At 68.3% G+C, this 22,722-nt stretch carries 23 protein-coding genes and 1 riboswitch; of the genes, 18 read left to right on the top strand and 5 right to left on the bottom strand.

Going from position 1 to position 22,722, the window contains the following annotated elements; translation table 11 throughout:
* Positions 1-14: 14 nt before the first annotated feature.
* From G3W89_RS24525 to G3W89_RS24480, 10 genes are all read left to right on the top strand, one after another.
* On the top strand, positions 15-971 hold the full coding sequence (locus G3W89_RS24525) for a tripartite tricarboxylate transporter substrate binding protein (RefSeq protein WP_162576597.1): 957 nt from the start codon (positions 15-17) through the stop codon (positions 969-971).
* Between the two features lie 145 nt (positions 972-1,116).
* Positions 1,117-1,788, top strand: coding sequence for a TetR/AcrR family transcriptional regulator (locus G3W89_RS24520; RefSeq protein WP_162576596.1), 672 nt, complete (start codon positions 1,117-1,119; stop codon positions 1,786-1,788).
* Between the two features lie 127 nt (positions 1,789-1,915).
* Positions 1,916-2,998, top strand: coding sequence for an NAD-dependent epimerase/dehydratase family protein (locus G3W89_RS24515; RefSeq protein ID WP_162576595.1), 1,083 nt, complete (start codon positions 1,916-1,918; stop codon positions 2,996-2,998).
* A complete protein-coding gene (locus tag G3W89_RS24510; protein WP_162576594.1) occupies positions 2,985-3,857 on the top strand; it encodes a GNAT family N-acetyltransferase in 873 nt (290 codons plus the stop codon). Before G3W89_RS24515 ends, G3W89_RS24510 begins: the two co-directional genes overlap by 14 nt.
* A gap of 4 nt (positions 3,858-3,861) precedes the next feature.
* Positions 3,862-4,932 (top strand): dihydrodipicolinate synthase family protein, encoded by a 1,071-nt coding sequence (locus G3W89_RS24505; protein WP_162576593.1) that lies wholly within the window; start codon positions 3,862-3,864, stop codon positions 4,930-4,932.
* Positions 4,933-4,943: 11 nt separating this feature from the next.
* Positions 4,944-5,714: an ABC transporter permease gene (locus tag G3W89_RS24500; protein ID WP_162576592.1), complete on the top strand. Its 771-nt coding sequence runs from the start codon at positions 4,944-4,946 to the stop codon at positions 5,712-5,714.
* Positions 5,715-5,770: 56 nt separating this feature from the next.
* A complete protein-coding gene (locus tag G3W89_RS24495) occupies positions 5,771-6,799 on the top strand; it encodes an ABC transporter substrate-binding protein (protein WP_162576591.1) in 1,029 nt (342 codons plus the stop codon).
* A gap of 32 nt (positions 6,800-6,831) precedes the next feature.
* Positions 6,832-7,614, top strand: a complete 783-nt coding sequence (locus G3W89_RS24490; protein ID WP_162577635.1) for an ABC transporter ATP-binding protein — start codon at positions 6,832-6,834, stop codon at positions 7,612-7,614.
* Positions 7,615-7,635: 21 nt separating this feature from the next.
* Positions 7,636-9,069, top strand: a complete 1,434-nt coding sequence (locus G3W89_RS24485; protein WP_162576590.1) for an enolase C-terminal domain-like protein — start codon at positions 7,636-7,638, stop codon at positions 9,067-9,069.
* On the top strand, positions 9,060-10,484 hold the full coding sequence (locus G3W89_RS24480) for an amidase (RefSeq protein ID WP_232076717.1): 1,425 nt from the start codon (positions 9,060-9,062) through the stop codon (positions 10,482-10,484). The genes G3W89_RS24485 and G3W89_RS24480 overlap by 10 nt, the downstream gene beginning before the upstream one ends.
* Before the next feature lie 49 nt (positions 10,485-10,533).
* On the opposite strand, the gene G3W89_RS24475 is transcribed toward G3W89_RS24480, so the two are convergent.
* The 3 genes from G3W89_RS24475 to G3W89_RS24465 all read right to left on the bottom strand — a co-directional run bounded on the left by G3W89_RS24475 (position 10,534) and on the right by G3W89_RS24465 (position 13,377).
* Positions 10,534-11,322 (bottom strand): HAD-IIB family hydrolase, encoded by a 789-nt coding sequence (locus G3W89_RS24475; RefSeq protein ID WP_162577633.1) that lies wholly within the window; start codon positions 11,320-11,322, stop codon positions 10,534-10,536.
* Between the two features lie 86 nt (positions 11,323-11,408).
* On the bottom strand, positions 11,409-13,037 hold the full coding sequence (locus tag G3W89_RS24470) for a peptide chain release factor 3 (protein ID WP_162576589.1): 1,629 nt from the start codon (positions 13,035-13,037) through the stop codon (positions 11,409-11,411).
* Between the two features lie 73 nt (positions 13,038-13,110).
* Positions 13,111-13,377: a hypothetical protein gene (locus G3W89_RS24465; RefSeq protein WP_162576588.1), complete on the bottom strand. Its 267-nt coding sequence runs from the start codon at positions 13,375-13,377 to the stop codon at positions 13,111-13,113.
* Between the two features lie 92 nt (positions 13,378-13,469).
* Positions 13,470-13,540: riboswitch (S-adenosyl-L-homocysteine riboswitch) on the top strand.
* 71 nt (positions 13,541-13,611) lie between these two features.
* On the opposite strand from G3W89_RS24465, the gene ahcY reads away from it, so the two are divergent.
* Genes ahcY through G3W89_RS24445 form a run of 4 tightly spaced genes read left to right on the top strand, consistent with a single transcriptional unit; the run spans position 13,612 to position 17,371 of the window.
* A complete protein-coding gene (gene ahcY / locus G3W89_RS24460; protein WP_162576587.1) occupies positions 13,612-15,051 on the top strand; it encodes an adenosylhomocysteinase in 1,440 nt (479 codons plus the stop codon).
* A gap of 19 nt (positions 15,052-15,070) precedes the next feature.
* Positions 15,071-15,868, top strand: coding sequence for a TlyA family RNA methyltransferase (locus tag G3W89_RS24455; RefSeq protein ID WP_162576586.1), 798 nt, complete (start codon positions 15,071-15,073; stop codon positions 15,866-15,868).
* The gene (gene metF, locus G3W89_RS24450) at positions 15,810-16,679 is read left to right on the top strand and encodes a methylenetetrahydrofolate reductase [NAD(P)H] (protein WP_174258283.1); all 870 of its coding nucleotides are present in this window, start codon (positions 15,810-15,812) and stop codon (positions 16,677-16,679) included. Before G3W89_RS24455 ends, metF begins: the two co-directional genes overlap by 59 nt.
* Entirely contained in the window at positions 16,676-17,371 is a 696-nt protein-coding gene (locus tag G3W89_RS24445) for a septal ring lytic transglycosylase RlpA family protein (protein WP_162576584.1), read from the top strand. The genes metF and G3W89_RS24445 overlap by 4 nt, the downstream gene beginning before the upstream one ends.
* A 9-nt stretch (positions 17,372-17,380) precedes the next feature.
* Here the strand turns inward: G3W89_RS24445 and G3W89_RS24440 are convergent, their stop codons facing one another.
* The gene (locus tag G3W89_RS24440; RefSeq protein WP_162576583.1) at positions 17,381-18,286 is read right to left on the bottom strand and encodes a 23S rRNA (adenine(2030)-N(6))-methyltransferase RlmJ; all 906 of its coding nucleotides are present in this window, start codon (positions 18,284-18,286) and stop codon (positions 17,381-17,383) included.
* A 478-nt stretch (positions 18,287-18,764) separates the two neighbouring features.
* On the opposite strand from G3W89_RS24440, the gene rplM reads away from it, so the two are divergent.
* The 4 genes from rplM to mdtD all read left to right on the top strand — a co-directional run bounded on the left by rplM (position 18,765) and on the right by mdtD (position 21,580).
* Positions 18,765-19,196 (top strand): 50S ribosomal protein L13, encoded by a 432-nt coding sequence (rplM, locus tag G3W89_RS24435; protein ID WP_028249522.1) that lies wholly within the window; start codon positions 18,765-18,767, stop codon positions 19,194-19,196.
* 12 nt (positions 19,197-19,208) lie between these two features.
* The gene (gene rpsI / locus G3W89_RS24430; protein WP_162576582.1) at positions 19,209-19,601 is read left to right on the top strand and encodes a 30S ribosomal protein S9; all 393 of its coding nucleotides are present in this window, start codon (positions 19,209-19,211) and stop codon (positions 19,599-19,601) included.
* 132 nt (positions 19,602-19,733) lie between these two features.
* The gene (gene erpA / locus G3W89_RS24425; protein WP_068683558.1) at positions 19,734-20,099 is read left to right on the top strand and encodes an iron-sulfur cluster insertion protein ErpA; all 366 of its coding nucleotides are present in this window, start codon (positions 19,734-19,736) and stop codon (positions 20,097-20,099) included.
* Between the two features lie 62 nt (positions 20,100-20,161).
* A complete protein-coding gene (mdtD, locus tag G3W89_RS24420; protein ID WP_162576581.1) occupies positions 20,162-21,580 on the top strand; it encodes a multidrug transporter subunit MdtD in 1,419 nt (472 codons plus the stop codon).
* Between the two features lie 10 nt (positions 21,581-21,590).
* Here mdtD and G3W89_RS24415 read toward each other — a convergent pair whose 3' ends face one another.
* Positions 21,591-22,706: an anhydro-N-acetylmuramic acid kinase gene (locus G3W89_RS24415; protein WP_162576580.1), complete on the bottom strand. Its 1,116-nt coding sequence runs from the start codon at positions 22,704-22,706 to the stop codon at positions 21,591-21,593.
* Positions 22,707-22,722: the final 16 nt, after the last annotated feature.

The raw sequence follows: 22,722 nt of genomic DNA, 5'->3' as shown, positions 1-22,722 counted from the left end.
CTGGAGCTTGCTCAATGTTCCGTCGTTCCCTCCTCTGTGCCGCCGTGCTCGGCCTGGCCGCTGCGGCCGTGCACGCGCAGAGCTTTCCCGCCAAGCCGATCAAGCTGGTCATCGCCTTCCCGGCCGGTGGCCCGACCGACATCACGATGCGGCAGTTGGCCGACAACGCCTCCAAGATCATCGGCCAGCCCGTCGTGGTGGAGAACAAGCCGGGCGCGGGCGGTACCTTGCCCGCGCAGGCGCTGCAAACCGCCCAGCCGGACGGCTACACCATCGCGCAGATTCCTCTCGGCGTGTTCCGGCTGTCCTACACCACCAAGATCAATTGGGACCCGGTGAAGGACATCAGCTATGTGATCAACGTCACTGGCTACGCCTTCGGCATCGTGGTGCCCACAGACAGTCCGCTCAAGAGCTGGAAGGACTTCGTCGACTATGCGAAGGCGAACCCAGGCAAGCTCACCTATGGCTCCACAGGCACGCTCACCAGCCCGCACCTCACCACCGAGCTGATCGCGCAGAAGGCCGGCATCGAACTGCAGCACGTGCCCTACAAGGGCAGCGCCGACCTGATGCTCGCGGTGATCAGCGGCCAGCTGATGGCCGCGGCCGACAGCACCGGCTTCGCACCTCAGGTGGAGGCCGGCAAGCTGCGCGTGCTCAACACCTGGGGCGAGAAGCGGCTGGCCAAGTTCCCCGATGCGCCGACGCTCAAGGAACTGGGTCTGGACATCGTGCAGAACTCGCCCTTCGGCATCGGCGCGCCCAAGGGCACGCCGCCGGAGGTGGTGAAGAAGCTGCACGACGCCTTCAAGCAGGCGATGGAAGAGCCCAGCTACGTGGCGGCGCTGGGGCGCTACGACATGCTGCCCAACTACATGAGCTCGGCCGACTACACGAAGTTCGCGCAGACCACCTTTGCGCGCGAGAAGGCGCTGATCCAGAAGCTGGGCCTGGCCAAGCCCCAGTGAGGCGGCGCAGCCGCACGGCCCCGGCGCATGCGCGGGCGCGGCACACCAGTGCAAGGGGTGCAAGGGGTGCACGGAAAGCAATGTCCCTGCGCAGCTCTGTCGCGCGGATAATCCGCGCACTTCGAGCCGACCTGCCAAACCCACGATGCCCGCGCGCCGCGCCGCTCCCACCCCAGACGCTGCCGCGGACAACCCCGCCGCCCTCGCCGAGCAGAACGCCGCGCGCAACGCCATCCTCGTCGCTGCGCGGGGCGAGTTCGCGGCCAAGGGACTGGCCGGCGCACGTGTCAACGAAATCGCCTCTCGCGCCGGCGTCAACAAGCAGCTCATCTACTACTACTTCGGCAGCAAGGAAGGCCTCTACCGCACTGCGCTGGAGGTCGTCTACACCGAGATCCGTTCGCTCGAACGCGAGCTCCACCTCGGCGACATGCAGCCCGCCGAGGCGATGGCCGCGCTCATCGGCTTTTCCTTCGACTACCTCGCGCGGCACCCCGACTTCATCGGCCTGCTCAACCACGAGAACGCGCACGGCGCGGCGCACGTGCGCGATTCGGCGGCGATCCGCGAGACCAACTCGCCGCTGATCGACCTCATCGCCAGGACGCTCCGGCGCGGCATCGCAGCGAAGGTGTTCCGGCGCGGGATCGATGCTGTCGAGCTCTATATCTCGGTCGCGGGCATGTCGTACTTCTTCTTCTCGAACCGGCTCACGCTGTCGTCGATCTTCGCGCGCGACCTGTCCGAGGCGAAGGCGGTCGATGCCTACCGCAAGCACGTCGTGTCCTTCGCGATGGCGGGGCTGCGTCCGGACTGAAGCGCATCGAGCGCGCATCGAAAACTCGCATCGGTCGACCGCCGATCCGCCGTTTCAACCAAACGGTTGACACGCGTCGGCCAAGCTTCTAAGCTCGCCGCGACAACTTGGAACACGGGGTTTTCCGATGCAGACATCGCAACCGCAGGGCCCGGGGGGCGTTGGCGCCGTGCCGCTGCTGGAGCCGGGAGCGCTGCCGGCGCGCTTCGATTCCGTCGAGGCGCTCGACGACTTCCTGTCGCGGCCCAGCCAGGCGCTGATCGACGACATGGCGCAGGTCGAAGGCGACCTGATGATCCTCGGGGTTGCCGGCAAGATGGGCCCGACGCTCGCGCGCCTCGCGAGGAACGCCGCGCCGCACAAGCGCGTGATCGGCGTCGCGCGGTTCAGCGATCCGGCGGTGCGCGACAAGCTCGAAGGCTGGGGCATCGAGACCATCGCCTGCGACCTGCTGGACCGCGCGGCGGTCGAGGCGCTGCCGCGCTTGCCCAACATCGTGTTCGCGGCCGGCCACAAGTTCGGCGCCTCCAGCAGGCAGTCGCTCACCTGGGCCATGAACACGCACGTGCCCGCGCTGGTGGCCGACACCTTCCGCGACGCGCGCATCGTGAGCTTCTCGACCGGCAACATCTATCCGCTCACGCCCATCGGCCGGCAGGGCGCGAGCGAGCGCACGGCACCCGCGCCCATCGGCGAGTACGCGCAGTCGTGCATCGGGCGCGAGCGCATGTTCGAGTACTTCGGCGCAAAGCACGGCACGCCCGGGCGCATCTTTCGGCTCAACTACGCGATCGACATGCGCTACGGCGTGCTGTTCGACATCGCGTCGAAGGTGCACCGCGGCGATCCGGTCGACGTCACCATGGGACACGTCAACGTGATCTGGCAGGGTGACGCCAACGCGCAGGTGCTGCGCCTGCTGCGGCACTGCAAGGTGCCTGCCACGCCCATCAATTGCACCGGGCCCGAGACGATCTCGGTGCGCTGGCTGGCGCAGGAGTTCGCGCTGCGGCTGGGCGTGGAGGTTTCCATCGTCGGGCAGGAGGCGCCCACGGCGCTGTTGTCCGACACGACCGAGGCGACACGCCTTTTCGGCTACCCGCTGGTGCCGCTCGGGGCGATGCTCGACTGGGTCGCCGACTGGGTGAAGAACGAACGCGAGAGCTTCGGCAAGCCCACCAGGTTCGAAGTGCGGGATGGCGCCTTCTGACGCGCTGGCCCCCGTGGCGATGACGTCGGCCGATGTGCTGGCCGGTGTCGCGCTGTCGGACGGCGCGGGCTGGAACCAGACCGCCGACGACTGGCAGCTCTTCGTCGAGCATGGCCGGGCCATCGGCTGGCGCACGGCGCAGAGCCAGCTGGTGGCGAGCGCCGCCACCTTGCCCTATGGCGGCGTGGCCTGGATCTCGATGGTGCTGGTCGACCGGCAATTCCAGCATCGCGGGCTGGCGACGGCATTGCTCGAGCGATGTGTCGGGCAGCTGGTGCAGGACAGTGTCGTTCCCGTGCTCGACGCCACGCCGGCGGGCGAGCCGGTGTATCGGCGCCTGGGTTTCGAGCCCGGCTTTGCGCTGGCGCGCTGGGAAGCGGAGCTGCCCGCCGCCAAGGGTGTCCACACCGGCGAGGCTCGCGTGCGCGCGGCCGGCTTGCAGGACCTGGACGCGATCGCCGCGCTCGACACCGAAGCCGCGGGCCTCGACCGGCGCTTTCTGCTGCGTGACTTCCTGGCGCGCCACGGCAGCATGGCCTGGCTCCTGCACGACGACGCGGGCAAGGCCAGCGGCTTCGCCATCGTGCGCCGCGGCCGGCGCGCGCTGCAGATCGGACCGTTGGTCGCCCCCAGCCTTTCGCAGGCCGTCGTGCTGCTCGATGCGGCACTGGCGCGCATTGCCGGCCGCGTGTTCCTGGACGTTCCCTCGCATTGGCAGGGACTTGCCGAGGCGCTGTCGGCACGCGGATTCCGCGTCCAGCGGCCCTTCGTGCGCATGGCGCTCGCGCCCTCGCTGCCGCCCTGCGTGGCGCAGGCCGGCGAGCACCTGTTCGTGCTGGCCGGACCTGAATTTGGATGACCCGATGAACGCTTCGACACTCCCGGTTTCCGACGTTCGCGCGCTGCTGCGCAACGGCCTCGCGATACCCGCGCATCCGCTGGCGCTCACGGCCGCGCGCACGCTCGATGCGCGCCGGCAGCGTGCGCTGACGCGCTACTACCTCGACGCAGGCGCGGGCGGGCTCGCTGTCGGCGTCCACACCACGCAGTTCGCCATCCGGGAGGCGGGGCTGTACGAAGAGGTGCTGCGCCTCGCGATCGACACTGCGCGCGACTGGCTCGCGCCGAAGCCGCGCCCGATCGCGATGGTGGCCGGCGTCTGCGGGCGCACGGCGCAGGCGGTCGGCGAGGCAAGGCTCGCGCGCGGACTCGGCTATCACGCCGGCCTGCTGAGCCTGGCTGCCATGAAGGGCGCCGACGAGGACGCGCTCATCGCGCATTGCGAAGCGGTGGCCGAGGAGATCCCGCTGATCGGCTTCTACCTCCAGCCCGCCGTCGGCGGCATGGACCTGAGCGCCGCCTTCTGGGCGCGCTTCGCGGCCATCGACAACGTGGTGGCGATCAAGGTCGCGCCCTTCCATCGCTACCGCACGCTCGACGTGGTGCGCGGCGTGGTGGCGGCCCGGGCCGAGTCGAGGGTCACGCTCTATACCGGCAACGACGACCACATCGTGCTCGACCTCGTCACGCCCTTCACCGTGATGCGCGACGGCGAGCCGGTCACCGTGCGCTTCCGCGGCGGCCTGCTGGGGCATTGGTCGGTGTGGACTTCGGGGGCGGTCGAGCTCCTCGCGCGCTGCCAGGCCGCGGCAACCGGCATGCAGCCGGTCGATGCGGGCCTGCTCGCGCTCGACAGCCGCGTCACCGACTGCAACAGCGCCTTCTTCGACGTCGCGAACGACTTCCATGGATGCATCGCCGGCTGCCACGAGGTGCTGCGCCGCCAGGGCCTGCTCGAAGGCATCTGGTGCCTCGACCCGGACGAGGCGCTGAGCCCGGGACAGAAGGAAGCGATCGACCGGGTCTGCGCGGAACACGCCGACCTCGCCGACGATGCCTTCGTGCAGGCCAACCTCGCCCGCTGGCTGGCCTGAAAGGCGCATGCATGAATCGCCTCGCGAAAACTCTCGTGCACTACCTGCCGGCGATCGGCCTCTTCGTCGGCTTCATCGCGCTGTGGCAGGTGGCGGTGAGCGTGTTCGGCATCCGCGAGTACCTGCTGCCGGGCCCGCTCGCCGTGTGGCAGTCGATGACGAGCAACGAGATCCCGTGGCTCTTCCACAGCTGGATCACGGGCATCGAGATCCTCGGCGCCTTCGTCCTTGCCGGTGCCGCGGGCGTCGTGCTGGGCATGGCCATCGCCTGGTCGGCAGGCATCTCGCGGGCGCTCACGCCCTTCCTGGTCTTCATCAACACGCTGCCCAAGGTCGCGATCGCGCCGCTCTTTCTCATGTGGCTGGGCTACGGCATCCTGCCCAACATGCTGATCGGCGCGCTGATCGGGTTCTTCCCGGTCGTCATCAACACCGCGGTCGGGCTCACGCAGATCGACCAGGACCTGGTCGACCTCGGCCGCGTGTTCAGCGCGCCGAAGTGGAAGGTCTTCATGAAGATCCGTATCCCCAACGCCTACCCCTACATCCTCAGCGCGCTGAAGGTGACGGCGACCTCGGCCGTGGTGGGCGCAGTGGTCGGCGAGTTCGTCGCGTCGCAGCGTGGGCTGGGCTACGTGATCATCACCACGCAGAGCAGCATGAACACGCCCGCCGCGTTCGCCGCGCTGGTGTGGATTTCGGTGCTCGGCCTGCTGCTCTACGGCCTGGTCGCCGGGCTGTCGCTGCTGCTCGCGCCCTGGGCCGAGGACAAGCCGGCCTGATCGATTTCTTTCATCCATTCGCCAACCTCCGTCACCGTCCTCCGAAGGAAGCCACCATGAGATCCAGGATCGCCGTCCCCGTCGCTGCCGCCTGTGCGGCTCTCCTCGCGCTCGCGTCCACGCCGTCGCAGGCGCAGGCGCAGGCGCCCGCGCGCGAGAAGTTCACGTTCGCGCTCAACTGGTTCGCGGTGGGGGACCACGCCGCCTATTGGGTCGCGCTCGACAAGGGCTACTACGCGCAGCGCGGGCTCGACGTGACGATCGAGAACTCGAAGGGCTCGGGCGACTCGATCGCCAAGGTCGACACCGGCCGCGCCGACGCGGGCCTGGCCGATGCGGTGCCGATCATCTCCGCCGTGGGGCGCGGTGCCCGGGTCAAGATGATCGGCATGGTGTTCGACAAGACGCCGATGACCTTCTTCAGCCGCGCCGATGCGCCGCTCTCGAAGCCGTCCGACCTGGAGGGCAAGACGGTCGGCGCGCCGGCCGGCGACAGCCAGCGGCTCGCGTTCCCGGCCTTCGCACGCCTCAACAAGATCGACGCCAACAAGGTCACGTGGGTCAACATCGAGCCGACCGCCAAGGTGGCATCGATCGCCGAGAAGCGCATGGACGGCGTGGCCGACTACACCACCGGCCTGCCGTTCTACGACAAGGCCATGGGCGAGGGCAAGGTCGCAAGGCTCGCGTGGGCCGACTACGGCTTCGACCTGTACGCCATGTCGATCATGGCCGGCGAGAAGACCATGACCGAGCGGCCCCAGCAGCTCAAGGCCTTCCTGGAAGCGTCCTACATGGGCTGGCGCGACGTGATGGCCAACCCGAAGGAAGCGCTGGCGATCTACAAGAAGCGCGTGCCCGAGATCGACGTTGCGATCATCGAGGCGAACCTGCTGCTGGGCTTCGAGCTCATGCGCACCAAGGCCTATGCCGACAACGGCATCGGCTACATCGACGAGAAGAAGATGTGCGGCTCGGTCGACATCGTCAACACCTACATGGGCTTGCCGAAGAAGGTGGATTGCAAGGCGGTCTACACCACCAGCTACTTCACCAAAGTGGCGATGCCGCTCGCGGTGAAGTGAGCCGGCCGCTGATCCACGTCGACCATGCGGGCATGGTCTACCAGGCCGAGAGCGGCCCGGTGGAGGCACTGCGCGACATCTCGCTCACGGTGCACGAGGGCGAGTTCGTCGCGCTCGTGGGGCCGAGCGGCTGCGGCAAGTCGACGCTGATGCGCGCCATCGCCGGCCTGCGCCCGGTGACCAGCGGCCGCATCCTGGTGGACGGCGCCAAGGTCGAGAAGCCGATCCCCAAGGTCGGCATGGTGTTCCAGGCGGCACTGCTGCTCAAGTGGCGCAGCGTGCTCGACAACGTGCTGCTGCCGGCCGAGCTGTCGGGGCTCGATCCGTCGAAGTACCGGGAGCGCGCGCACAGGCTGCTGCAGATGGTCGGGCTCGGCGACTTCACGGAGAAGCGGCCGGGCGAGCTGTCGGGCGGCATGCAGCAGCGTGCGTCATTGTGCCGCGCGCTGATCCTTGATCCGCCGATCCTGCTCATGGACGAGCCCTTCGGTGCGCTCGACGCCATGACGCGCGACGACATGAACCTGGAGCTGCTGCGCATCTGGGGCGAGGACCAGGCCGCGCACGGCGGCACACGCAAGACCATCGTGTTCGTGACGCACTCGATCCCCGAGGCGGTGTTCCTGGCCGATCGCGTGGTCGTCATGTCGCCGCGGCCGGGGCGCGTCGCCAACATCCACGAGGTGCGCATCGCGCGCCCGCGCACCGCCGAGACCCGCGCCGCGCCCGAGCTGGGCCGCCTGTCCTTCGGCATCTACACCGAACTGTCGGGCGTCGCGGGCAAGGGCGAGGCGCACGCCGGTCCGCACTGGTAACCCGAACGAGAGAGATCACACATGGCCGACGCTCCCCGCCTGCGCGTCCTCGCAATCGAAGGCTTCGAGTCGCCGTACCGGCTGCGGCTGCCCTTCCGCTTCGGCGTCATCACTGTCACCGAGGGCCGGCAGGCGATCGTGCGGGTGCGCGTGCGCCACGAGGATGGCCGCGAAGGCACGGGATTCGCGGCCGAGGCGCTCGGGGCCAAGTGGTTCGACAAGAACCCGGACCTGAGCGATGCCCAGAACGTCGACCAGCTGCGCAAGGCCCTCGAGCTCACGCGCGAGGCCTACCTGGCGGCCGCGCCGTCGAGCGCGTTCGAACTCTTCGCGCAGCACTACGGCGAGCTGCTCGATGCCGGCCGCAGGCTCGCGCTGCCGGCGCTCGTCGTGAGCTACGGGCCGGCACTGGTCGACCGCGCGGTGCTCGACGCACTGTGCCGCATCGAAGGTGTCGGGTTCTGGCGCGCGATGCAGCGCAACTTGCCGGGGATGCGGGCGCACGCCGTGGCGCCCGACCTGGCGGACCTGGACTTCGACGCTTTCCTCCAGGCCCTGTCGCCCCTGACGCGGCTGCACGTGCGGCACACGGTGGGGCTGCTCGACCCGATCCTCGCGCGCGACCAGCCGGACGGGACGCGCGTGGGCGACGGGCTCCCCGAGACGCTGGAGGAGGTGGCAGCGCGCTACGGCCAGCGCTACTTCAAGCTCAAGGTGTCGGGCCGGCGCGATGAGGACATCGACCGGCTGCGCCGCATCGCGTCGGTGCTCGACAGGCTGCCCGGGCCGATCCACGTGACGCTCGACGGCAACGAGCAGTTCGACGATGCGGCTTCGGCCGAGGCGCTGTGGCTGGCGATGCGCGCGGAGCCGGCACTGGAGCGGCTCTGCGCGTCCACCTTGCTGATCGAACAACCCATCAAGCGCCAGGCTGCGCTGGCGTCCACGGTCGCGCCGCTCGCGCGGCACAAGCCGGTGATCATCGACGAGTCGGACGGCGACCTCGATGCGTTCCCGCAGGCACGCGCGCTCGGCTACGCCGGCGTGTCGACGAAGGCGTGCAAGGGCTTCTACAAGTCGGTGATCAACCTCGCGCGCTGCCGGGCGTGGAACGCGGGGTCGCCGGGGCGGTTCTTCATGTCGGCCGAAGACCTGACGACGCAGCCAGGGCTCTCGGTGCAGCAGGACCTCGCGCTGGTCGCGCTGCTGGGCATCCCGCACGTGGAGCGCAACGCGCACCACTTCATCGACGGCTTCGATGGCCGCCCGGACGCGGAGGCGTCGGCGTTCCTCGACGCCCATCCCGATCTTTATCACCGTGAGGACGGCCGGGTGCGCCTGCGCATCGCGCAGGGGCAGGTCGACATCGGCTCGCTGGCGGCGCCGGGCTTCGGCTCGTCCGTCGCGCCGGTCCTCGACGGGACGGCACCCATGGAGGCTTCGAGATGGCCATGAGCTTCGACTACGAACAGCACGACGCGCTCGCACTCGGCGCGATGGTGCGCAGCGGCGAGCTCGGTGCCGCCGAACTGCTCGATGCGGCGCTCGCGCGGATCGCGGAACGCAACCCGGCACTCAATGCGGTGGTCACTCCGATGTACGACGCGGCGCGCACCGCGATCGCGGCGGGCCTGCCGGACGGGCCGTTCCAGGGCGTGCCTTTCCTGGTGAAGGAGCTGGTGGCTTCGGTCGCGGGGGTGCCCACCACGTTCGGGTCGCGCCTCTATGCGCGCAATCTGCCGGCAGCCGACAGCGAGGTGGTCGCGCGCATGCGGCGCGCGGGCCTGGTGATCGTGGGCAAGACCAACTCTCCCGAGTTCGGCCTGTCGCCGACCACCGAGTCGCTGCTCTACGGCGTCACGCGCAACCCCTGGGATCACGCGCTCACGCCGGGCGGCTCGAGCGGCGGCGCGGCCGCTGCGGTGGCGTCGGGCATGGTGCCGATGGCGCATGCGACCGACGGCGGAGGCTCGATCCGCATCCCCGCATCCTGCTGCGGCCTGTTCGGACTCAAGCCGACCCGCGCGCGCGTCACCTCGGGCCCCGAAGGCGGGGAAGGCCTGAGCGGGCTGGCGAATCAGCACGTCGTCAGCCGCAGCGTGCGCGACAGCGCCGCCATGCTCGACGCGATCGCCGGGCCGATGCCGGGGGACCCTTACGCGGCGGCGCCGCCGACGCGGCCCTTCATCGACGAAGTGGGGCAGCCGCCCGGGCGGCTGCGCATCGCGTTCAGCGCGACGGCGCCGAACGGCGTGCCGGTCGATGCGGAATGCAGGGCGGCCGTGGAAGACGCGGCACGCCTGTGCGAGCAGCTGGGGCACCACGTCGAAGAGGCGTCGCCGGCGTACGACGCGCAGGCCGTCTCACGCGGCTTCGAGGCGGTGTTCGCGGCCAACACGATGGCGAACATCGCGCGTGCCACCGGCGGGGCGATGCCGGCGCCTGACCAGGTCGAGCCGCTGACGCTTGCCCTGGCCGAGCGCGGCCGGGCGATGGGCGCGAGCGAGTTCATCCTGCAGCTGCAGTCGCTGCACCGGCAGTCGCGCCGCGTCGCGGCCTTCTTCGAGCGCTACGACGCCTGGCTCACGCCGACGCTGGCGCAGACGCCGCGGCCGATCGGCTGGTTCGACATCCGCTCGGGCGACGCGGCGCGCTGGCTCGGGCAGCTGGAGGCCTATTTGCCCTTTACCTATCTCTTCAACGTGACGGGGCAGCCGGCGGCATCGGTGCCGCTGTACTGGACGGCAGGCGGCGTGCCCGTCGGTTGCCAGTTCGCAGCACGCCAGGGAGAGGAGGGGCTGCTGCTGCGCCTTTGCGCGCAGCTGGAGGAGGCGCGTCCGTGGTTCGGCCGCCGGCCGGCGGCCGGTTGATGCGCGCACCGGACTCGATCGGCGCGCCCGCTCAAGAAGTTGGCCGCGCTCAGCGCGCGGCGAGCACTGCCGCCGCGACTTCGGCGAAGCCGGCACCGCGCTCGCTGCGCGCGACATAGCGCGGCAGATGCGCCAGGGCGGCCTCGAAGCGGCGCACGTTGGCGACGCCCACGCTGTGAGTGAAATGCTCGAACATCAGCGCGTCGTTGGTGGAGTCGCCCACGTAGGCCCAGCGCTGCATTTCCTCGTCGAGCCGGCGGCCCCACAGCTCGCGCACGATCCAGCGGGCGCCCTCGAGCTTGTCGTGCTCGCCGTACCAGCCGTTGATGTGGATGCTGCTCACGGTGGCGTGCATGCCTTCGCTGCGCATCAGGTCGGCCACCTGCGAGATGGTGGCGTCGTCGAGCCGGGTGAATTCGCTGTGGTCGATGGCAATGTCGCATTCCCGGCCGGGAGAGTCGGCTGCGCGGTGCGCGCCACGAATCTCGCGCTCGATGCGCGCGAGCACGGCCTGCATGCGCTCGAAGTTGCGCGCTCGGGTCGCGGCATCCTGCTGGTAGCGTTTCTCGATGCGTCCCGCGGCAGTGCGCACCAGCGCGACGGCGCCGTTCTCCGCCACGATCGCATCGACCGGCCAGACGTTCGCGAAGGGCTCGCTCCAGCCCACCGGCCGCCCGGTGATGGCCACGAGGTTCAGCACGGCGGCCCGCAGCGCACTCATGGCGTCGAGCGCATCCGGCGTGACGGCGCCCTCGGTCGTCAGCGTGTCGTCGATGTCGGTGAACACGCCGACGAGCTGAGCGCGCGCCTCGGTGGGCCAGGCGTCGAGCGGCAGCATCAGCCGGCCGCCGGGCCGCCCCAAGGGCGGCTGCGCCCCCTCGGAGGGCAGCGAGGACACGTCAGTGCCGAGTGGGGGGGGCATGGTCAGCCTGCGCTCTGCAGGGCCAGGCCCGCGTGCTCGCGCAACGGATGGAAGTGGATCTTGGGAAAGCGCTCCTGCGCCAGCCGCACGTCATAGGGCGAGGTGCACAGGTAGGCCAGCGTATCGGCCGCATCGCGCGCCATGCGCGCCGGGTAGGCGTCGATGAAGGCGCGCAGCTCGGCCGGCGTGTCGGCCGTGATCCAGCGCGCACCGGTGTACTGGCAGCCTTCGAGCCGCACGTCGGCGTCGTACTCGGTCTTGAGCCGGTGCTGCACCACCTCGAACTGCAGCTGGCCCACGGCACCCAGCAGCATCGGGCCGCCCACTTCGGGCCGGAACACCTGGATCGCGCCTTCCTCGCCCAGTTGGGCCAGGCCCTGCTGCAGCTGCTTGGTGCGCAGCGGGTTCCTGAGGATCACGGTCATGAAGAGCTCGGGCGCGAAGAAAGGCAGCCCGGTGAACTGCAGCGAGGCGCCGTCGGTGATGGTGTCGCCCAGCTGCACGCCGCCGTGCGTGGTGAAGCCCACGATGTCGCCCGCGTAGGCCTCTTCCACGGCTTCGCGCCGCTGGCTCATGAAGGTGACCACGCTGGTCGGGCGCAGTTCCTTGCCGGTGCGCTGCACCTTGAGCTTCATGCCCGGCGTGTACTTGCCCGAGGCCATGCGCACGAAGGCGATGCGGTCGCGGTGGTTGGCGTCCATGTTGGCCTGCACCTTGAAGACGACGCCGGCGAAGTCCTTGTCGTCGGGCTTGATCTCGCGCAACACGGGTTGGCGATTGACCAGCGTGGTGCTGGTGCGCGGCTGCGGCGGCGGCGCCAGCTCGACCAGCGCGTCGAGCACCTCCATCACGCCGAAGTTGTTGACGCCGGAACCGAAGAAGACCGGCGTCTGCTTGCCCGAGAGGAATGCCTCGCGGTCCCAGGCCGGTGATGCGCCGGTGGCGAGCTCCATGCTCTCCATGGCGGTTTCGAACTCGTGGCCGAAGCGCTTCTTCAGCGCGTCGGGTTCGGCCAGCGCAACGGTCTCGAAGTCCTGCGGCAGCCGTTCGCTGCCCGACTCGAACACCGTCATCGCCTTCGTGCGCAGGTTCACGATGCCGCCGAAGCTCTTGCCCTGGCCCACCGGCCAGGTCATGGGCACGCAGGGCATGCCCAGCTCGCGCTCGATCTCGTCGAGCAGCTCGAGCGGCTCGCGCACCTCTCGGTCCATCTTGTTGACGAAGGTGATGATGGGTGTGTCGCGCTGGCGGCAGACCTCGATCAGGCGGCGGGTCTGCGCTTCGACGCCGTTGGCGGCGTCGATCACCATCAGGGCCGAGTCGACCGCGGTCAGCACGCGGTACGTGTCTTCGGAAAAGTCCTTGTGGCCCGGCGTGTCCAACAGGTTGATCACGTGCTCGCGGTAGACCATCTGCATCACCGAGCTTGCCACGGAGATGCCGCGCTGCTTCTCGATCTCCATCCAGTCGGAGGTGGCATGGCGCGAGGCCTTGCGGGCCTTCACCGAGCCGGCGATCTGGATCGCGCCGGAGAACAGCAGCAGCTTCTCGGTCAGCGTGGTCTTGCCGGCGTCGGGGTGGGAAATGATCGCGAAGGTGCGACGGCGGCGGGTTTCGGAGGCGAAGGACATGGGAGTGAACGCAGTGCGCGCTCACGGGCGCGGGCGGCTGGTAGGCAAAGCCCGTAATTTTAGCGAGAGCGGCTCACATCGGCGGCGTGAACCCGTTGCGCCCGACCAGCATGCGCAGGGCGGTGGGCCGGCCGTCCTTCACCTGCGCGGTGATCACCACCTTGGCTCCCGGCACCACGAGCGCGGCCTGATGGGCGCCGCCCGGCTTGAATGTCACGACCTGCGTGCCCGGCGGCACGATGACGGTCTGCTCGCCATCCTTGGACTTGAGCAGCAGCTTGTGGCCGCCCGGGGCCGAGGACGGCGCCGCCTCGAGCCGGGCCACGGTGGCATTGGTCATCGGATGGGGAAGTCCAGGAGGGACCGGGAGCAGTCCAGGAGGCACGGCAACTCGCTGCTGGCCCCGAAAAATCCGCAGGCGCTAAAATGCCGCCTTCCGAGGAGCGTTGCAGCGCCGCCAGGCGTGAGGCTCGGACCACACATCGCAACCACGCTCAACCGCTGTTCTCGCGGGTGAGTCTGTTCCGCCAGAACCCGAAAGCAGCGGCCTCATTCAAACTTGTTTGGAGTCCTCATGAGCGCTGTTCTCAAAGCTTCCCCGGTGTCCACTGCCGACCAGGCAATCGCCGACCTGTCCCTTGCCGCCTGGGGCCGCAAGGAAATCAAGATTGCCGAAACCGAAATGCCCGGCCTCATGGCCATCCGCGAAGAATTCGCCAAGAGCCAGCCGCTGAAGGGCGCGCGCATCACCGGCTCGCTGCACATGACGATCCAGACCGCGGTGCTGATCGAGACCCTGCAGGCACTGGGCGCCACGGTGCGCTGGGCTTCCTGCAACATCTTCTCGACGCAGGATCACGCGGCCGCCGCAATCGCCGCCGCCGGCACGCCGGTGTTTGCGATCAAGGGCGAGTCGCTCGACGACTACTGGGACTACACCCATCGCATCTTCGACTTCGCCCCGAAGGGCTCGGCCGGCGAGGGCCCGAACATGATCCTGGACGATGGCGGCGACGCCACGCTGCTGATGCACCTGGGCCAGAAGGCCGAGAAGGACCAGGGCGTGCTGGCGAATCCGACCAGCGACGAGGAGCGCATCCTCTACGCCGCCATCAAGGCCAAGCTGGCGGTCGATCCCACCTGGTACACGCGCAAGTCCGCCGAGATCATCGGCGTGACCGAGGAGACGACCACCGGCGTGCACCGACTCAACGAAATGGCCGCCAAGGGCACGCTGCTGTTCCGCGCGATCAACGTGAACGATTCGGTGACCAAGAGCAAGTTCGACAATCTCTACGGCTGCCGCGAGTCGCTGGTGGACGGCATCAAGCGCGCCACCGACGTGATGATCGCCGGCAAGGTGGCGGTGGTGGCCGGCTACGGCGACGTGGGCAAGGGCTCGGCCCAGGCGCTGCGCGCGCTCAGCGCCCAGGTGTGGGTGACCGAGATCGACCCGATCAACGCGCTGCAGGCCGCGATGGAAGGCTACCGCGTCGTGACCATGGCGTATGCCGCGGACAAGGCCGACATCTTCGTCACGACCACCGGCAACAAGGACGTCATCACGCACGCCCACATGGTCGCCATGAAGGACCAGGCGATCGTGTGCAACATCGGCCACTTCGACAACGAGATCGAGGTTGCCTCGCTCGAGAAGTACGAGTGGGAAGAGATCAAGCCGCAGGTCGACCACGTGATCTTCCCGGACGGCAAGCGCATCATCCTGCTGGCCAAGGGGCGGCTGGTGAACCTGGGCTGCGGCACGGGCCATCCGAGCTACGTGATGAGCTCCTCCTTCGCCAACCAGACGATCGCGCAGATCGAGCTCTTCACCAAGCCCGACGCGTATCAGGCCGGCAAGGTCTACGTGCTGCCCAAGCACCTGGACGAGAAGGTCGCGCGCCTGCAGCTGTCGAAGCTCAGGGCGGAGCTCACGGTGCTGACGGACGCGCAGGCCGCGTACATCGGTGTGAACAAGAACGGCCCCTACAAGCCGGACAGCTACCGCTACTGAGCGGAGGCCGCGCAACACCGTGCGCGCCGACCAGTTGCTCGTCGAACGCGGCCTGGCCGAGTCGCGCTCGCAAGCCGTGCGCTTGATCGCAGGCGGGCTGCGCTGGCGCGACGGTGCGCATTGGCGCACGGTAGGCAAGAACGGCGAAGACGTGCCGAAGGATGCCGAGCTCGAACTGCTCGACCCGGCCGAAGCGCGCTATGTTTCGCGCGGCGGGCGGAAGCTCGAGGGCGCGCTCGGCGCAGCGGGCATCGAGGTGCGCGGCCAGCGTTGCCTCGACGTCGGCCAGTCCACCGGCGGCTTCACCGATTGCCTGCTGCAGCAAGGGGCTGCGCACGTGGTGGGTGTCGATGTCGGGCATGGTCAGCTGCATCCCCGGCTGCGCGGCGATCCGCGCGTCACCGCCGTCGAGGGTGTCAATGCACGCGCGCTCGACGCTTCGGCCTGGGGCGCCGCATCGCCGGCGGAGTCGCAGTTCGACCTGATCGTCGGCGACCTGTCCTTCATCTCGCTCACGCTCGTGCTGCCCGCCTTGGTTCCTCTGCTCTCCGCGACAGGCGAACTCCTCATGCTGGTCAAGCCTCAATTCGAATTGCAGCCGGCGCAGATCGGCAAGGGCGGCATCGTGCGCGATGCCTCGCTCTACGCGGTGGTCGAGCAGCGCGTGCGCGCGGCCTGCGAAGCGCTCGGCCTGCGGGTACGGGGCTGGTTCGACAGTCCCATCGCAGGTGGCGACGGCAACCGCGAATTCTTCATTCATGCCGCTCTCGCGAGCGGCCCACCAGGAGCCGCCCGTGCGCCCACCGTTGAGCTTTGAATTCTTTCCGCCCAAGACGCCCGAAGGCGTGGTCAAGCTGCGGGCCGTCCGCCAGCAGCTCTATGCGCTGCGGCCCGAGTTCTGCTCGGTGACCTACGGCGCAGGCGGTTCCACGCACGAGGGCACCTTCGGGACGGTGCGCGAGATCCTCGGGGAGGGGGTCGATGCCGCCTGCCATTTCTCCTGCATCGGCGCCACCCGCACGACCGTGCGCGAGCAGCTGAAGGAGCTCAAGGCCATGGGGGTCAAGCGCCTGGTGGCCCTGCGCGGCGACCTGCCCAGCGGCTACGGCATGGGCGGCGAGTTTCACTATGCGAGCGACCTGGTCGGCTTCATCCGCGAGGAAACGGGCCGCGATTTCCACATCGAGGTCGCGTGCTATCCCGAAGTGCATCCGCAGGCGCGCTCGCCCGAGGCCGACCTGCAGGCCTTCGCAGCCAAGGTTCGCGCCGGTGCCGACGCCGCGATCACGCAGTACTTCTTCAGTCCGGAGGCGTATTTCCGGTTCGTCGAGGAGGCGCGCAGGCTCGGACTCGACGCGCCGATCGTCCCGGGCATCATGCCGATCACCAGCTCCACACAGCTGATGCGCTTCTCCGATGCCTGCGGCGCCGAGATCCCGCGCTGGATCCGGCTGCGGCTGCAGGGCTTCGGCGACGACACCGCATCAATCAAGGCTTTCGGCCTCGACGTGGTGACCGATCTCTGCGCCCGGCTAGTGAGCGGCGGTGCGCCGGCCCTGCACTTCTACACCATGAACCAGTCGGTAGCGACGCTCGCGTTGCTGCAGCGGCTGGGCTGGGAAGAATGAGCGGGCCCTGGCTCGCGAAAAGGCTCGCGCTGGTTTTGGCCGCCGCTGCGTTGGCCGCCTGCACCACGCAGCCGCCAGCGCCTGCGCCCGCGCCGACGACCTCGGCAGGCGAAAGCGGCACCGGTCTCCGCCCTCTCGCCCGCCAGCCTGCGCTGCCGCCGGGCGCAGCGCCGCGTTCGCAGGTGCCTTCGGTGCGCTACGACCTCGCGGTTTCGGGCATGGCCGAGGACGACGGCGTGCCCGGTGACGCAGGCTCGCGCGAAATCTTCGAGCGCGGCGGTGCCTCGTGGTACGGCATCCAGTTTCATCAGCGCAAGACCGCCAACGGCGAGCGCTTCGACATGACCGCCATGACGGCCGCCCACAAGACGCTGCCGTTCAATACGCGCGTCTGCGTGCGCAGCCTGGTCAACGGCCGCGAGGTGCTGGTGCGCATCAACGACCGCGGGCCTTATTCGGCCGGGCGGATCATCGACCTCAGCCGGGCCGCTGCGGATGCGCTGGGCATGCTTGGGTTGGGGATCAAGCAGGTGGCGTTGTCGATCATGGGCGAGAACGGCACGCGTTGCGGCGATGCGGACATCGATCCTGCCGCGACCGACGAGCCGCCGCCGGAAGCCAAGGCCGAGAAGCCTGCCAGAAGGCCGGCGGCCCGGCGTATCCGCGAGGTGCCGCCTCGCCTGCGGCACTGAAGGTTTCGCTCAGCCGCCGCTGTCGAGCGAAAAGGCAGCGTGGCGATCTTGCGCGAGGCGCTGCGCCATCTGGGGCAGGGCCGCTTCGAGCTGGCCCTTCAGCGTAAAGGGCGGATTGACAAGGAACATGCCGCTCGCGGGCAGCCCCGGCCGGTGCTGGACGCCGGAGGGGTCGGTCAGGATCTTGCTCGACTTCACGGTCAACGTGGCGTGCAGCCAGGGCTTGCCGGCCTTGGTGGCCAGGGTCTTGAGGCGGCGCGGCAGGTCGTGCGCCTCGGGCCGCGGAATGATCGGGTGCCAGATCGCGTAGGTACCGGTCGCGAATCGCTTGAGCGCCTCGGCGACGAAGTCGAGTACGCGCCCGTAATCGCTTTTGATCTCGTAGCTGGGGTCGCAGAGGACCAGCGCCCGGCGCGACGGTGGCGGCAGGAACTTGGTGGCGCTGCCGAAGCCGTCGTCGCGCAGCACGGCGATCCGGCGACCTGCCTCCAGCTGGGCGATGTTGGCACTCAGCGTGCGCGCGTCCGTGGGGTGCAGCTCGAAGAGCTTGAGCTTGTCGTGCTCGCGTAGCAAGTGATGGACGATGAAGGGCGAGCCGGGATAGATGCGCGCGCCGCCCTTGGGATTGAAATCCTGGACCACGGAAAGGTAGCGTGCCAGGGCGTCGGCGAGCGGCGCCTCGTCGGGCTTTGGCTTGGCCGCTTCCGGCAGCAGCCGCAGCACCCCTTCGGCAGCCTCGCCGCTGGTGCCGGCGTAGTCGCCGTCGAGGCGGTAGAGCCCGGCGCCGGCGTGGGTGTCGAGCACGGTGAGCGCGGTGTCCTTCTCGAGCAGGTGCTCGAGCGCGGCGATCAGCACCGTGTGCTTGAGCACGTCGGCGTGATTGCCAGCATGGAAGGCGTGGCGGTAGCTGAACATGAGAGTAGGGCCTGGAACAGAACTGGGGAGGGTAGACGCGCCGTCACATCCGATTACAAAGGGAACGAGGAATGCGAGTCAGCTGGCGATTTTGGGCCTGTGCGCGCGCACGGGCGCGTTGTCTATTGTGACGGGCTGCGCTTGCGTCACCCACGGCACGAAGCAGGACGGCCGGTTTGTGTCGGCAAGCGCGCCTGTCGGCGGCATCCTCGCCCGCTGGAGGGTGCGCCCGCAAGGATCTGAGTCCGGCATGCGCTGGGAACGCCAGCTCCACCGATGAGATGACCGAGTCGGTCGGTGCTGCGGTAGTGCCACAGGCGCCGTTTGCCTGCCTGTACTCATTCTTCATATAATCGCGGGCTTCGCAGCGTTTTGTGGCCCCGCGGCGGAGCATTCGACCCCACCTAAGAGATTCCCATCAGAGGAACACCGACCGTGGAAAAGGGCCCGCCAAACCACTTTCCTTCCAGGAAGACTCATGACCAAAACGTTCAGCGCCAAGCCCGCTGACGTGACGCACGAGTGGTTTGTGATTGACGCGACCGACAAGGTCCTCGGACGAGTAGCCAGCGAAGTTGCTCTCCGTTTGCGCGGCAAACACAAGGCCATTTACACGCCTCACGTCGATACCGGTGACTTCATCGTCATCATCAACGCAGCCCAGCTGCGCGTCACCGGCGCCAAGCCGCTTGACAAGGTGTACTACCGCCATTCGGGATACCCGGGCGGCATCACTGCCACCAACTTCCGCGACATGCAAGCCAAGCATCCAGGCCGCGCCCTGGAAAAGGCCGTCAAGGGCATGCTGCCCAAGGGCCCGCTGGGTTACGCCATGATCAAGAAACTCAAGGTGTACGGCGGTGCAGAGCATCCGCACACCGCCCAACAGCCCAAAGTGCTGGAACTCTAAGGAGCCTTGAGAATGATTGGTGAATGGAACAATGGCACCGGCCGTCGCAAATCCAGCGTCGCCCGCGTGTTTCTGAAAAAAGGCACCGGCAAGATCACGGTCAACGGCAAGGACATCACTGAGTTCTTCGGCCGCGAAACCTCGATCATGATCGCCAGGCAACCGCTCTTCCTGACCGGCAACGTCGAGAGCTTCGACATCATGGTCAATGTGGCGGGCGGTGGCGAATCGGGCCAGGCTGGCGCGACGCGCCACGGCATCACCCGTGCGCTGATCGACTATGACGCGTCGCTCAAGCCGGTGTTGAGCCAGGCCGGCTTCGTGACCCGCGATGCCCGCGAGGTGGAGCGCAAGAAGGTCGGCCTGCATTCCGCGCGCCGCCGCAAGCAGTTCTCGAAGCGCTGATCGGTCCGCCGATTGCCTTGGGCTTATGGCCCGTACTGCCAAAAAACCGCCTTCGGGCGGTTTTTTGGTTATTGCAGTAGCATTCTTGAGTTGGCCGCTCCGTTCGGCCCCTCCACAGGAGTTCTCTATCTTATGAGCGCCGTTGCCGAAAACATTCAAACCCAGATGCCCGAACCGATCGTCTTCACGGACAGCGCGGCCGCCAAGGTGGCCGACCTGATCGCCGAAGAAGGCAATCCCGACCTCAAGCTCCGTGTCTTCGTCCAAGGCGGTGGCTGCTCGGGTTTTCAGTACGGCTTCACCTTCGACGAGATCGTGAACGAGGACGACACGACGATGACCAAGAACGGCGTGTCGCTGCTGATCGATGCCATGAGCTACCAGTACCTTGTCGGCGCCGAGATCGACTACAAGGAAGATCTGCAGGGAGCCCAGTTCGTGATCAAGAACCCGAACGCCACGAGCACCTGCGGCTGCGGGTCCAGCTTCTCGGCCTGATGCCTTGACCCCGCAACAGAGAGCCGCCTTCGGGCGGCTTTTTGCTGCTTGCCGTTCTTCCCATGAGCAATCCTGTTTCCATGCGCAAGAGCCTGCTGTGGCTGGTGGCCGTCGGGTTCTTCATGCAGACGCTCGACGCCACCATCATCAACACCGCCCTGCCGGCCATGGCCGCCAGCCTGGGAGAGAGCCCGCTGCGAATGCAGTCGGTGGTGGTGGCTTATTCGCTGACGATGGCAATGCTGATCCCGGCCTCCGGCTGGATCGCCGACCGCTTCGGGACCCGGCGCGTGTTCTTCTCGGCCATCGTGGTGTTCGTGCTCGGCTCGGTGGCCTGCGCGTTGTCGCGCAGCATCGGCCCGCTGGTGGCTGCTCGGGTGCTCCAGGGCCTGGGCGGCGCGCTTCTGCTGCCGGTGGGACGGCTGGCGCTGCTGCGCACGGTGCCTCGTGCGGAGTTCCTGGCAGCCATGAGCTTCGTGGCGATTCCAGGGCTGATCGGTCCGCTTCTCGGCCCCACGCTGGGTGGCTGGCTGGTGCAGTACGCCTCCTGGCACTGGATCTTCCTGATCAACGTGCCGGTGGGGCTGGCGGGGTGCCTGGCCACGCTCAGGCTGATGCCGGACCTTCGGGCCGTGCAGCAGCGGCCGTTCGACAGCGTGGGCTACGCCATGCTGGCCTTCGGCATGGTTGCCGTCTCGCTGGCACTCGATGGTGTTTCAGGGTTGGGCCTGCGCCAGGCAGGCGTGCTGCTGCTGCTGGTGTTTGGCTTCGCCAGCATCACTGCGTATTGGTTGCATGCGGTCCGTCGGCCAGACCCGCTTTTTTCCCCTTCGCTCTTCTCCATTCCGACGCTCAGCATCGGCCTGCTGGGCAACTTGTTCTCGCGCCTCGGCAGCAGCTGCATGCCCTTCCTCATTCCGCTGCTCCTGCAGGTCTCGATGGGCTACACCCCGCTTCGCGCCGGGCTGATGATGCTGCCGATCGCACTCGCCGGCATGGCGATGAAGCGGGCCGCCGCGCCGCTGATCACCCGCTTCGGCTATCGCCGGGTGCTGGTGGTCAATACCGCGCTCGTCGGGCTCACGATGGCCAGCTTCGGCCTGGCCGCGCCGTCGCAGCCGGTGGTGCTGCACATCCTGCAGCTGCTGGCTTTCGGCGCCGTCAATTCGCTGCAGTTCACCGCGATGAACACCGTGACCTTGCGCGACCTCGATGAAGGCATGGCCAGCAGCGGAAACAGCCTGCTCTCGATGGTGCAGATGCTGGCGATGAGCCTGGGTGTCGCGGGTGCCAGCGCGGTCTTGGCAGGTTACACCGAGGTGTTTGGCAGCCTCGATGCGCTGGCCACGCTGCATGCCTTCCAGGCGACCTTCTCGAGCATGGGGCTCATCACGGTGGCCTCGGCCCTGATCTTCTGGCACCTGCCGCCGCACGCGAGGGCCGTCCAACCCGAGCAACCCGAAGTTTCGGGCCAGCACTAGCGGCGGCGATTCAGGCCGGGTAGATCGCGCCCAGCACGCGGGCTCCGCGTGCGCCCGTCACGCTCGCGAGGTTGCCGGATTCCCGGCGGACCGTGCTGCGCGCCAGCCATGCGAAGGCGGCCGCCTCGACTTGCTGAGGCGGCAGGCCGCGCTCGGCCGAGGAGAGCACCTGGACCGTGGGCAGAAGGGCTCGCAGGCGCCCCATGAGGTGCTCGTTGAGCGCACCGCCGCCGCAGATGATCAGCAGGCGGATGTCTTTGCCATGGCGCTGCAGCTCGGTGGCGCACACGACGGCCGTCAGCTCGGCCAGCGTTGCCTGCACATCGGCCGACTCGCCGGCTGCGCCCGCCAGGCGCCCGACTAGCCAGGTGGGATTGAACAGGTCGCGGCCGGTGCTCTTGGGCGGTGGCTTGGCGAAGTAGGGGTCGGCGAGACAGCGCGAGAGCAGGTCGGGCAGCACGCGGCCGGTGGCGGCCCAGCGGCCATCCGTATCGAAGGGCTGTCCAAGATGGCTCTGGCACCAATGGTCGAGCAGCGCATTGCCGGGGCCGCAGTCGAAGCCCAGCACCGTGCCGCTGCCGGCAGGCAGCAGGCTCAGATTGGAGATGCCGCCAATGTTGAGCACCGCTACGGCCTGCTCGTCGCGCGCGAACAGCGCTCGGTGGAAGCCGGGTACCAGCGGCGCGCCCTGGCCGCCGGCCGCGAGGTCGCGGCTGCGGAAATCGGCCACCACGCAGATGCCGGTAAGCTCCGCAACGAGCGAGGGGTTGTTGATCTGCAAGGTGTAGCCGATATCGTCGAACTCGCCGGGCCGGTGCCGCACGGTCTGCCCGTGCGCACCGATGGCTGTCACGGCCGCGGGCGATGTGCCGGTGTCGGCGAGCAGTTGGTGGACCACCTCGGAATAGACGCGCGCGAGCCCGTTGCCGGCCAGGGCGGCGCGGTGCAATTCGTTGTCGCCGCCCACGGAATTGAGCGCCAACAGCTCGGCGCGCAGCGAAACCGGGAAACTCGCCGTGGCATGGGCTCGCACGGAGATGCGCCCGCCCGAGAAGTCGGCCAGAACGCCGTCAACACCATCGAGCGAGGTGCCGGACATCAGGCCGATGAAGAGATCTTCAGCCATGCCGGAGGGGGAAACG

It is taken from the genome of Variovorax sp. PBL-H6, assembly GCF_901827155.1.
Lineage (GTDB): Bacteria > Pseudomonadota > Gammaproteobacteria > Burkholderiales > Burkholderiaceae_C > Variovorax.
The sequence above is the reverse complement of the archived record's forward strand: the minus strand, read 5'-3'. Positions and strand labels throughout refer to the sequence as shown.